Source organism: Nocardiopsis nanhaiensis, from assembly GCF_054778635.1.
On record NZ_BAAGZJ010000136.1, the window covers coordinates 1 to 11189 of the forward strand.

The 11189-nt window shown below is 70.7% G+C and carries 9 protein-coding genes; 6 read left to right on the forward strand and 3 right to left on the reverse strand.

What is annotated here, in order from left to right; all coding sequences use genetic code 11:
- Nucleotides 1–522: 522 nt before the first annotated feature.
- Both ACYVD1_RS33700 and ACYVD1_RS33705 read left to right on the forward strand, forming a co-directional pair.
- The gene (locus ACYVD1_RS33700; protein WP_460778541.1) at nucleotides 523–951 is read left to right on the forward strand and encodes a hypothetical protein; all 429 of its coding nucleotides are present in this window, start codon (nucleotides 523–525) and stop codon (nucleotides 949–951) included.
- Between the two features lie 191 nt (nucleotides 952–1142).
- A complete protein-coding gene (locus ACYVD1_RS33705) occupies nucleotides 1143–1661 on the forward strand; it encodes a DUF3558 family protein (protein WP_460778535.1) in 519 nt (172 codons plus the stop codon).
- A gap of 64 nt (nucleotides 1662–1725) precedes the next feature.
- Here ACYVD1_RS33705 and ACYVD1_RS33710 read toward each other — a convergent pair whose 3' ends face one another.
- Nucleotides 1726–2643, reverse strand: a complete 918-nt coding sequence (locus tag ACYVD1_RS33710; protein ID WP_460778536.1) for a TIGR03621 family F420-dependent LLM class oxidoreductase — start codon at nucleotides 2641–2643, stop codon at nucleotides 1726–1728.
- 143 nt (nucleotides 2644–2786) lie between these two features.
- Complete coding sequence (locus tag ACYVD1_RS33715) at nucleotides 2787–5003, reverse strand: cytochrome c oxidase assembly protein (RefSeq protein ID WP_460778537.1); 2217 nt, start codon at nucleotides 5001–5003, stop codon at nucleotides 2787–2789.
- A 402-nt stretch (nucleotides 5004–5405) separates the two neighbouring features.
- On the opposite strand from ACYVD1_RS33715, the gene ACYVD1_RS33720 reads away from it, so the two are divergent.
- From ACYVD1_RS33720 to ACYVD1_RS33735, 4 genes are all read left to right on the forward strand, one after another.
- Entirely contained in the window at nucleotides 5406–6635 is a 1230-nt protein-coding gene (locus tag ACYVD1_RS33720; protein WP_460778538.1) for an amidohydrolase family protein, read from the forward strand.
- Between the two features lie 161 nt (nucleotides 6636–6796).
- Nucleotides 6797–7912, forward strand: coding sequence for an alanine dehydrogenase (ald, locus tag ACYVD1_RS33725; RefSeq protein ID WP_460778542.1), 1116 nt, complete (start codon nucleotides 6797–6799; stop codon nucleotides 7910–7912).
- Between the two features lie 344 nt (nucleotides 7913–8256).
- Nucleotides 8257–9384: an enolase C-terminal domain-like protein gene (locus ACYVD1_RS33730; RefSeq protein ID WP_460778539.1), complete on the forward strand. Its 1128-nt coding sequence runs from the start codon at nucleotides 8257–8259 to the stop codon at nucleotides 9382–9384.
- Nucleotides 9385–9468: 84 nt separating this feature from the next.
- Nucleotides 9469–9924: a MaoC family dehydratase gene (locus ACYVD1_RS33735; protein ID WP_460755108.1), complete on the forward strand. Its 456-nt coding sequence runs from the start codon at nucleotides 9469–9471 to the stop codon at nucleotides 9922–9924.
- A gap of 91 nt (nucleotides 9925–10015) precedes the next feature.
- Here ACYVD1_RS33735 and ACYVD1_RS33740 read toward each other — a convergent pair.
- Nucleotides 10016–11189, reverse strand: a 1174-nt coding sequence (locus ACYVD1_RS33740) for a glycosyltransferase family 2 protein (RefSeq protein WP_460778540.1), incomplete at its 5' end; no start/stop codon positions are given.

Genomic DNA, 11189 nt, shown 5'->3' on the forward strand with positions numbered 1-11189 from the left:
GCCGCTAACATCCAGCCGTTGTGTGCGACCCATAACCAGATCAAGCACCGGTGGGCGGTGCGCACCGACCGCCGGATGTGGTCGGGCCGCAACCGAGGCCGCACCGGAAACCGGGATGGCGATGGGGTCTCGGATACGGATGGGGACCCATCCCCAACCCCGCACCCGTAACCGTCCACCCCCCAACAAACCCCCACCCGCTTGCGCCGGGCCTCTACCCCCGCATGGCCAGAACCCGACCCGGCCCCGAGGCCCCGGGCCCCGCCACCTCCGGGGGAAGGTCCGTGAGCCCTGGTCCTAGAGTCACGCTCACCCCTGTTTTTGCCTCCAACAGGGGGGTCACCCACACCCACACGGACCCCTAGCACCAGGTCCCAGAGCACAGGCACCAGGCACACGCACCACGTATAGGTTCATCCGACCGAAGCATCCCCGGCAGGGGCTTCGGCGCGCTTTCCGACGCTCCCTGAGCGCGTCTGCCAAGGGCACCCCGGGTCGGGGCACCCGGCGGGCGGTGCGACAATTGCCAGCGTGAATTCGCTGGTCAACATCGCCGTGTTCGGAATCGGGGGCGCCATCATGATGGCGGCCCTGGTCGGTCTTCTCCTCGTGGTGTCCGGGAGTGCGCGCGGGGCCTCGCCCCGGCTCTTCACCGTCTTCGGGGCCGCCTCGGTGGTGCTGTTGGTGCTGTTGCCGGCGCTGGCCTCGCTGAACGTGATGTCCGACGGCGCCGGTTTCTGGATGGGCTTCGTCTCCGCGAGCACGGTGGCCGCCGTGATGTACGCGGTGAACGTCGCGCTCCTTCCGGTCCTGGCCCGCCGTCAGGCCCTGGTGAGCGGACGGCCCGGGCTCAGCCGGATCAAGCCCTCGGCCCCGGTGCTGCTCGGCGGGCTGGGCGTCTGCCTGGCACTGGGGCTGATCGTGACGGGTGTGACGGCCTTCCTCGCCTGATCGCCGCTGCCCGCACCACGTCACACAGCGTGTCAGGAACCGGGCCATGCACTCTTGTCCACCCCCGTGGCCGCATCCGGCCACATCTTCCACAGCACACCGTGCCGCTCTGTAGCTTCGTGCCGGGGCTCCTCGCCTTCTCCGTGATAGGGAGTCCCGGACCCAGAAGACGAAGAGCGGGCGGAGCAACGGTGCGCGGGTGGAGATGGGCCGTCACAACGGCCTCGGTCATACTGGTCGGCGCCTGTGCGGGCGAGGTCGAACTCGCCGACCGCGATTCCATCAGCCAGTTCGAGGTGGCGCCGCTGGAACCCACCGCGGAGCACCCCTGCGACCTGCTCCCCGACGACACGGCCGCCGACCTGGGCATCCTCGCCGAGGACGGTGGTGGCAGCCCGCAGTCCGATACCAACTGCTTCTACACCGACCAGGTCGACTCCAGCGTCGACGTGCGGGTGGAAGAGTTCGAGGACGCGGACGAGACGGTGGTCGCCACCACCGTGGCCGCGGCCTTTTCCGGAGAGGACGGCCAGGAGTTCGCGAGCGTCGAGGGCTACCCGGGTTTGACCACCGAGTTCCCCGACTCCTGCAACCTCAACGTGGCCACCTCCGACGAACACGAGCTGTTCGTACAGGTCAGCGCGGACGACGCCTGTGAGACCGCGGTGGAGGTCGCCGCTGCCGTCATAGCCAGCTCCCCCGAGCTCTGACCCGCGGCCGTTCCCCGCCCCGCCAGAACCCCCTCCTGCGAGTCCCTACATCCGAGCACTCGACCTAGCCTGCGTCCTGCTCCTTCTCCTCCGCGGCACGGACCAGCGGGATCACCTCGGCGAGGGCGTCCCGGAAGGGTCCGTGGGTCACCACGTGGGTGAACCCGTACTCCTCGCGGCGCCGCAAGAGCGTGTCCGCCATCTCCTGTGCCGTGCCGACCAGCAGATACGGGCAGTCCAGCAGGGACTCGCCCTGGGGCAGCCTGTCAGCCCCGAGCTTCTCCGCGATCTCCGCGGCTGCCTTCTCGGCGTCGTCGGTGAGCACGACGGTCTGGACGAGCACGCTCGACTCGATCCCGTCCGCACGTACCCCCGCCGCCTCGCGCACCAGATCGACGCGCTGGCGGGTCTCTTCGGCACCGGCCACACCGAAGACGCCCATCTTCTCGCCCCGGACCTGGGTCAGGCCGCTGAAGGCGACGATGTCCGCGCGTTCGGCCGCCATCCGGAGGGTCTTGGGCCCGTGTCCGCCGATCATCAGCGGTGGGCGGGGCCGCTGGAGCGGCTGGGGCTCCTGCCCTCCCTCGGTCAGGCGGCGGTCGAGTTCCTCCAGGCTGGCTTCCAGGTTCGCGGTGCGGTCGGCGTGCGGCAGCCACGGGATCCCCGCGTCCTCGAACTCGGACTTCATGTGCCCGGAGCCGAGTCCCAGCTCGAACCGCCCTCCGGAGAGGCGGTCGAGGGTGGCCACCTCGCGCGCGAGCAGGGCGGGGTTCCAGAACTCGTTGTTGAGCACGTAGGTACCCAGACGGATCCGGTCGGTGACGGCGGCCGAGACCGCCAGCTGCACGAAGGGCGAGGCCGATCCCAGGTGGTCCGGCGCCAAGAGGACGTCGAAGCCCTGCTCCTCCGCGGTCCGGCTGTCCTCGGCCCAGGATTCGAGGTCGATTCTGGCGGTGTTGATACCGAAGCGGAAAGGTGTCATGGCGTCGAGCCAACACCGGATCTCCCGCGAGGTCCAGGGATCTCGGCTGTCCGGAGAACGATTCTGCCCCCAGAAAAGGGCAACGGGGACGCGCCCGGTCGGGCGCGCCCCCGTACGGGTTCGGCTGCGGCTGTCCGGCCGGTTCAGTCCTTGGACCGGCCTTCGGGCTCCTCACCGGTCCCTGGGCCGTCAGTCCCCGAGCCCCCGTTCTCGGAGCCCTCGGCCTCCTGGTTCTCGGTCTCCGGTGCCTCCAGCGTGGTGGTCGCCGGGCCCGACTGCTCCTGGGCGCTGGGGGCCCGAACACCGCGCGAACGGCGGTCGAGCTCGGCCAGGTACTCGTTGTAGGCGTCCATGTCGGCGTCGTCGGAGCCGCCGCGGCGGCTGTGCCGCGCTCTGCGGCGCTCCTGCCGTTCGTCGTCGCGCGACCACTGCACGACCATCGCGAGCATCACCATGACCGTCGGGATCTCGCCGAGTGCCCAGGCGACCCCGCCGCCCGCGTACTGGTCCATGGCCGGGTCGGTCATCCAGGGGATCTCGAACTGGCCGTAGTACTGCATGGCCATCGGTGCCGCCTGCTCCATGATCGCGATGCCGAAGAAGGCGTGGAAGCCCATCACCACCAGCAGCAACAGGATGCGCAGCAGGTACGGGAGCTTCCGGGGACCCGGGTCGATCCCGATGATCACCCAGTAGAAGAGGAAGCCCGAGACCAGGAAGTGCACGCCCATGAGCAGGTGACCGAGGTGGTCGTTCATCATCATGGGGAACAGCGGCGTGAAGTACAGCGCGTACGGGCTGAACACGAAGATCGGGGCGCCCACCGCGGGGTGTGTCACGACATGGGAGAACCGGCTGTTCAGGAACGCGTTGAGCCACTCGCGCGGTCCCCGGTCGCCCCGCTTCTCGGCGGGCCGGAGCGCGCGCAGGGCCAGCGTCACCGGTGCGCCCAGCACGAGGAGGATCGGGGTGACCATGGCCAGCACCATGTGCTGGATCATGTGCATGGAGAACATGATCATCGCGTAGGTCGCGAATCCGCTGAGCTGGACCGCGACGATGGTCAGCAGACCCGTGACAAAGGCGACGGTGCGGCCGACCGGCCACCTGTCTCCCCGCTTGACCAGCCGGTGGACGCCGCCCAGGTACAGGGCTCCGGCGATCACGACGAACATGATGAAGAACAGGTCCGGCCGCCAGAGGGTGAGGATCGTCTGCACGCTCATCTCGGGCGGGATGGGGAACCCCAGGATGGCGGCGGCCGGGTCTACGGTGTCCTCCATCGGCGGGGGCGGCGAGGTGCGGCCCAGGCCGACGGAGATCCCGATGACGGCGGACATGATGAGGACCTCGACCGCGGCCAGGCGCAGGAAGATCCGGCGGCGGAAGGTGTGGCCGGCCTTACCCGCCGGGGCCCCGTCGATGCGCGCCAGCGCACGGGTGCGGTGGGCGTAGCCGAACACGCCCAGGACTCCGAAGAGCACGACCTTCACGATGATGATGAGTCCGTACTCGGTGCCGAACAGGTCTTCCAAGGAGTACAGGCGCGCCAAGGCGCTGGCCGCGCCGCTGATCGCGACACCGGCGTAGGCCCACAGGGCCAGGCGGCTGAAGCGGTGGGCGGCGACCGCCGGGTCCTGGCCGTCCTTGCGGGTGGCGTGGTAGGTGACCACGGCCAGGCCGCCCACCCACACGCAGATGGAGACCAGGTGCAGGGCCAGCCCGGTGACGGCCAGCTCGTGGGAGCCGGAGGAGGCCGAGTGCCCGGTCAGGGCGGGCGGGGTGACCGCTACCAGGGCCGCGGCCAGCAGCCAGAGGGCGCCGGTGGCGGTGGTGGTCGTGCGGCCGAACAGCGCGATGCCCGTCGTGATGAGGATGACGAACATCAGGGCGATGCCGCCGGACACCGAGCCGGCGTAGGCGGTGACCTCGTCGATCGTGGCCTCGCCCGCCGGTTTGGCAAGGAACTCCGAGGCCTGGAAGTAGAGGGTGGCCACGGTGCCGAGGGTCCAGGCGAGGGCGGTCCAGGTCGCGCCGCGGACGTAACCGGTGGCCTGCTCGGTCAGGCGCCCCTTCTCCGAGGCGAGCATCACGACCGCCATGAGCAGGAGGCCGATGGTCAGGACCGCGGCGGCGTCCATGACCGTCTTCGCGATGGGCATACCCCAGCGGACTGCTTCACCGGCGTCTGGCAGACCTGGGATGACTTCGGGGAAGACCGAGCCGCCCAGGATGAGGGTGGCGCCCAGTGCGGTCGTGCACACGAGCGCGGCGATCAGGGCGTAGAGGGGGACGTTGGCCGTGCCGGGGGCCTCGTCCTGGCGTTCCAAGGATGTGTCCTTCACAGAGGGAGGAGCCACACAACACTCCGTTGTCGATTGCGGTCAGCTAGCAGGTCAGCGCTCTTGGCCGTGGTGGCCACCCCACTGCTGTCCAGGCAGGGATCCGGCAGGGGCCGTGCACGGAGGAACACCTCGATCAAGGTTAGACCGTTGACTACACGGTGTCGGACTGGGTGCCCCGCGCCAATCCCCCTTTCCCCACCGGCTTCGCGTGCGGTCGTGGGCGCCCGGAACCGGGGGGTGGGGAAAGTGACGTTTCCCCCTTCTCCGAAGGGCCTTCACGATAGGCTCGACGTCCCCGGGAGAGGCCGCGAACCGCCCCCTCGATACCGCGATCCTCGCTGCCGTGCGCCTTGCGCGGCCTCGCGACGGCACCCGCCTCTCAGCCGCACCGCAAGCGCACGACGAAGGGGGAGGGCGATGCCCGAGTTCGACAGTGTCATCCGTTCGAGGCGCGTGGTGGCGCCGGACGGGGTCCGGGCCGCCGCGGTGGGGATCCGCGACGGCCGGATCGAGGCCGTGCGCCCATACGAGTCCGACCTGCCCGCGCGCGAGGTCGTCGACCTGGGAACCACCGCCCTGCTGCCCGGAGCGATCGACCTGGATACCGGTGTGCACGCACCCGGCCAGGAGCTGTCCGAGTCCTACCGTCTGGTGGGCGAGGCGGCGCTGCGCGGCGGCGTCACCTGTGTGGTGGCCTCTCCCGCCCCGGGGCGTCCTGCCATCACCTGCTCCGCCACCCTCCAAGTGCACCAGCGGGCGGCCGCGAGGTCGGCCGTCCCCGTGGCCTTCCTCGGCGGGGTGACCCAGGGGACGGGGCCGCTGGACCTGGCGGACCTGCACGCGGGCGGGGTGGTGGCCTTCCAGGGGTCGCTGTCGGACGGGGGCGCCCCGGACATGGGCGCCTTGGGTGACGCCCGGTTGCGCAAGGCGATGGCCGAGATCGCCACGCTGGACGCCCTGCTGCTGGTGCACGCCGAGGACGCACGGGAGCTGGGCACCCCGCCGGTGACGGCGGACCAGCGGCCGCCCCGGGCCGAACGGCGCGGATTGGAACGGGTGATCGCGGCGGCCCGGGTGGTGGGTGTGCGTACCCACGTGGCCCCCTTCACCGCGGCCGAGTGCGCGGCGCTGCTGGCGGCCGCGAGTTCGGTGGGTGTCGAACTGACCGCGCACACCTGCCCCCACTACTTGTGCCTGCCCGCCGAGTTCCCCGGTCCGGAGTCCCCGGTGCACGCCTGCCGACCACCACTGCGTTCCGACGCCAACCGGAAGGCCCTGTGGAGCGCGCTGCGGGAGGACTGGTCGGCGATCCGGACCGTGGGATCAGGCCACCGGCCCGCGATCGGGCTGCACACCTTGGAGTGGAGCCTGTCCGCGCTGTGGACGGCGCTCCGGAAGCGGGGCCTGTCCCTGGCCGACCTGAACCGGTGGACCGCGCGTGCCCCGGCCGAGCTCATGCGTCTGGGCGGGAGGGGCAGCATCCGGGAGGGCTTCGACGCCGATCTGGTGGCCTTCGCGGAAGACGAGGCCGTGATGGTCCCGGAGTCGGACCCGAGCCCCTACGCGGGGATGCGGCTGACCGGACGGGTCGAGCGCGTGTGGCTGGCGGGCTTGCCGAAGGGGAACGGTTCGGGAGAGGCGGTGTAGGGCACCGGGGATCCACACGGATATCCCCGTGTCACACCCCGCACAAGGCACTTACAGCCTGTCAACATGGCAACGCATACCTATGCACAATGGCGATAGCGTTCACGCGCCTTCGCAGGTCACAGTTGGAGGTATCGATGGCGATACCAGTTGGAGGAACCGTGCGCATCGGCGTGCCCCGTGAGATCAAGAACCACGAGTACCGGGTAGCGATCACCCCTGCCGGGGTCCACGAACTGACCCGTCGGGGCCATGAGGTCTTCGTCGAACACGACGCCGGCCTCGGCTCCTCCATCACCAACGAGGAATACGAGGCGGCCGGTGCCACCATCCTGGACACCGCGGACGAGGTGTGGGCGACCGGCGACCTGATCCTCAAGGTCAAGGAGCCCGTCCCCGCCGAATACCACCGGATGCGCGAGGGCCAGACCCTCTTCACGTACCTGCACCTCGCGGCGTCGCGGGAGTGCACGGATGCGCTGCTGGAGCACAAGGTCACCGGCATCGCCTACGAGACGGTGCAGCAGCCCGACGGCTCGCTGCCGCTGCTCGCCCCCATGTCGGAGGTGGCCGGGCGCCTGGCCCCCCAGGTGGGTTCGGTGACACTGCAGCGCCCCAACGGTGGTCGCGGCGTCCTGATGGGCGGCGTACCCGGCGTGCGTCCGGCGCGGGTCACCGTCATCGGCGCGGGTGTGTCCGGTCTGAGCGCCATCCAGATCGCGGTGGGCATGGGCGCGGACGTGACCGTGCTCGACCTCAACGTCAACAAGCTCCGCCACGTGGACCAGCTGTACCGGGGCATGGTCAAGACGGTGGTGTCCAACGCCTTCGAGCTGGAGCTGTGCGCCCTGGAGTCGGACATGGTGATCGGCGCCGTCCTCGTCCCCGGCGCCAAGGCACCCAAGCTCATCACGAACGAACTCGTCTCCCGAATGCGGCCGGGCGCCGTGCTGGTCGACATCGCGATCGACCAGGGCGGCTGCTTCGAGGACTCCCGTCCCACGACGCACGACGACCCGACCTTCACGGTCCACGACACCGTGTTCTACTGCGTCGCCAACATGCCGGGAGCCGTACCGAACACCTCCACCCACGCCCTCACCAAGGACACGCTGCACTACACGGTGGCCCTGGCGGAGAAGGGCTGGAAGCAGGCCCTGCGGGACGACGCGGTCCTGGCCGAGGGCCTCAACACCTTCGACGGCGACCTCGTCTACGCCCCCGTCGCCGAGGCGCACGGGATGAAGCACCGCGAGCTGTTCGAGGTGCTGGCCTGACACAGCGGGGCTGAGCCGCGGGAGCAGCCGGGTCGGGGGAACTACCGGGCGGAAGCAGGCCTCAGGGCTACGTGGGGTGGAGGTAGGGCGTTCGCGTCCCCTCCGCCCCGCCGTCATGTGGGCCCTCGGCCGTGTGCGGCCCGCGGCCCGAGCTGCCTCGGCGCGTGTGACGTCGGCCATCGGCGGAACGGGTATCCGTACGAAAGGTCACAAAGCCCGTCCGACCAGGCTGCCCGTTGGCTGGGCGGGGTGGTCGGCCCGACTCGGCGGGGGTACCGTCGAATGGTGGGCCCTCCGACTTTGGGGCCTGTGACCAGGCCCCGACCTCAGGAAATGGGACTGCAGTGACACACACCGGCGCGGTAACGGTGACCCGGATCGTCGAGCTCGAGCTGGTGCGGCTCCGGCCGTCGCTAGCCGGTCGCGGTGCGGGCCGGGCGGCTCCGGTGCTGGTCCGGGTCTCGGACGGCGCGGTGAGCGGTTGGGGCGAGGTCTCCCGGGCCACCCCCGACCAGTGGGACGCCCTCTCCCGCACCTTCGCGCCCGCGCTTCTCGAGCACTCGTGGCGCCGCCCGACCGAGGTGACCGATGCCTTCGCCGACCTGCCCTGGGACCCGGCGCTGGTGGGTGCCCTCGACTCCGCCTGCTGGGACCTGTGGAGCCGTCAGCGCTCCACGCCCTTGGCGCACGCTCTCGGCGGGGAGCGGACCGCTCTCACGGCCGGGGTGTCCCTGCCCAGGCAAGTGACCGTGGAGTCCGTGGTCACCGAGGTGAACCGCCAGGTCGGTGCGGGGTTCCGGAGGATCCGGCTGGAGGTCGAGCCGGGCTGGGACACCGATGTGGTCCGGGCCGTACAGGGCAGTTTTCCGTTCCTGGTCCTCCAGGTGGACGCGGGCGGCCGGTACACCGAGTCCGAGGCCCATCTGGACGCGCTGCGTTCGTTGGACAGCCTGGGACTGCTGGCGATCGAGGACCCCTTCGCCCCCGACGACCTTGCCGCGCACGCCCGGCTCAACGCCGAGTTGCGCACGCCGGTGGCGCTGCACCGGCCACTCTCCTCGATCGAGGACCTCCGGGACGCGGTCCGGGCCGAGGCGGGCCGGGCGGTGAACGTCGACCCGGCCCGGGTGGGCGGTCTGACCGCGGCCCGGAGGGCAGTGGATCAAGCGGTCGACGCGGGCTGGCAGGTGTGGTGCGGTTCCTCCGCCCTGACCGGGGTGGGCCGGGCCGCGACGGTCGCGCTGGCGTCGCTTTCCGGGGCGACCCTGCCGGTGGAGATGCCCGGGGCGGGGACGCGCGGCCGGGACCTGGTGATCCCTCCGGTCCGCGCGCATGACGGGGTCGTGCCGGTGCCGTTGGCGGAGCGGGGCCTCGGGCACGACGTCGACCGCTCGCTGCTGTCCGGGTACACGGCTCGGACCGTGGTGCTGGAGTCGCGGACGACGCGGAATCCGGGTGCCGCCACCCCGTAAGGGAGCAGCCCTGCACTCCCCTAACCGAACACCGTTAGGTAGAGTGGCGCGCACCATAACCCCCGATGAACGTGGAGGCTCTCGGTGCGCGTATTCGCCGACATCAACGAGGTCATCGCCGCCCAGGGTGAACACCTGGGCCACACTGACTGGCTGACCATCGACCAGAGCCGCATCGACAAGTTCGCCGACGCGACCGAGGACCACCAGTGGATCCACCTCGACGCGGAGCGAGCCGCTGAGGGCCCCTTCGGCGCCACCATCGCGCACGGGTTCCTGTCGCTGTCGCTGCTGGCCCACTTCTCGCAGAGCATCTTCTCGCTCACCAAGAAGCCCCAGATGTCCATCAACTACGGCCTGAACAAGGTGCGCTTCCTCCAGCCCGTCACGGTGGGCTCCCGGGTACGCGACGGCGTGGAGCTGACCGAGGTCAAGGAGACCCCCAAGGGTTACCTGGTCAGCACCGCGCACACGGTGGAGATCGAGGGCCAGGAGCGTCCCGCTCTGGTCGCCGAGAGCCTCGGGCTCTGGGTGCCCTGACCGACGGTTCGCGGGGGCGGGTCTCCCGCCCCCTCCGCAACCGTGCGCGCTGCTACGGCGTCCCAGCACTGCCGTGCCCTTGACCGGAGCTCTACCGCGCCAGCCTGCGCAGCGCCCTGCGGACCAGCCCCGGGGTGAACCAGCGCAGCTTGCGTTCGGCCCGCTCCGCGCGTCGGCGCATGCGCTCGCCTCGGGCCGTGGCCTGTTCGAGCTGGGCGCGCAGTTGGGCCACGCTCTCCGTCGCCTCGCCCTCGGGTGTCCCGGAGAGCTCCGCGGGCTCCTCGATGACCCCGGTGGCGGGGGCCCAGTGCAGGCCGAAGAGCTCTTCCACCAGCCGGTCAAGGTCCCGGCCACTCGCGTCGGGTTCCAGGTGGCGGGCGCGGGCGTAGGCGGCGGTGCGCTCCAGGCGCAGCACACCCTCGTCAGCGAGCGTGCTGCCCGGCAGCGGCGCGCACAGCAGTCCGGCGCCGGTGCTGTCGGCGGTCCGCACCAGTTCGGCGAGCGCGTCCGGGGTCGGGGTCGGCCCCGCTCCCAGGAACAGGCGGAACGGCACCCGCGGGTCAGGGCCGGGTTCGATGCCGGTGAAGCGCACCCGCGGGTCGCCTCGGAAGGTCTCGTGGACCAGTCGCAGATCGAGCAGGTCCTCGTCCAGCAGCGGCCGCCGCCCCTCGTCGAGCCGGGCCCAGGGGCCGCGCAGCCACAGGCGCAGGTCCGGGGTGGAACCGTCCAGGAGCGCGGAGGCGGTCGTGTCGACCTCCTCCAGCGTGTGGTCGGCCGTGTCCAGGACCACGTCCACCAAGGGGACGTCCCACTGGCGTTCGGGGCGTTTGCGGCGCAGGTGGAAGTCGGGCACCCGGTTGGCCACGAACGGCTTCCGGAAGCGGGTGCCCGCTTCGCGCTGCGTCTGCATCTGCGAGCGCCCCAGGTGCCAGCTGCTGGTGTCCAGGTCCGGAACGAACACGGCCCCGTGCTGGGCGGCACGGTGGCCGAACTCGCTGTCACCGCCCAGGACGAGATCCTTGTCCATCCCGCCCACGGCGTCGAACAGGTCGCGGTGCAGGGACCCGGTGGCCCCGACGAACACCTTGTAGGCCTCGTGGTGGGCGGTGCGCAGGCCGTCCTTGCGCTGCGTGAAGGACTCGACCCAGTGCGGGTCGGCGCTCTCCCTGTCGAAGAGCTCCTCAGCACGACCCGCCCCCACCTCCGCCCGAACGTACTCCGGAGTCATGGCCGCCGGATCGAAGTCCACGAAAAGCTTGTGCCCG

What these genes read in the sequence shown, in the direction of transcription:
- ACYVD1_RS33710 (WP_460778536.1), bottom strand. Translation starts at nt 2,643, where the DNA reads ATGACACCTTTCCGCTTCGGTATCAACACCGCCAGAATCGACCTCGAA.
- ACYVD1_RS33720 (WP_460778538.1), top strand. Translation starts at nt 5,406, where the DNA reads ATGCCCGAGTTCGACAGTGTCATCCGTTCGAGGCGCGTGGTGGCGCCG.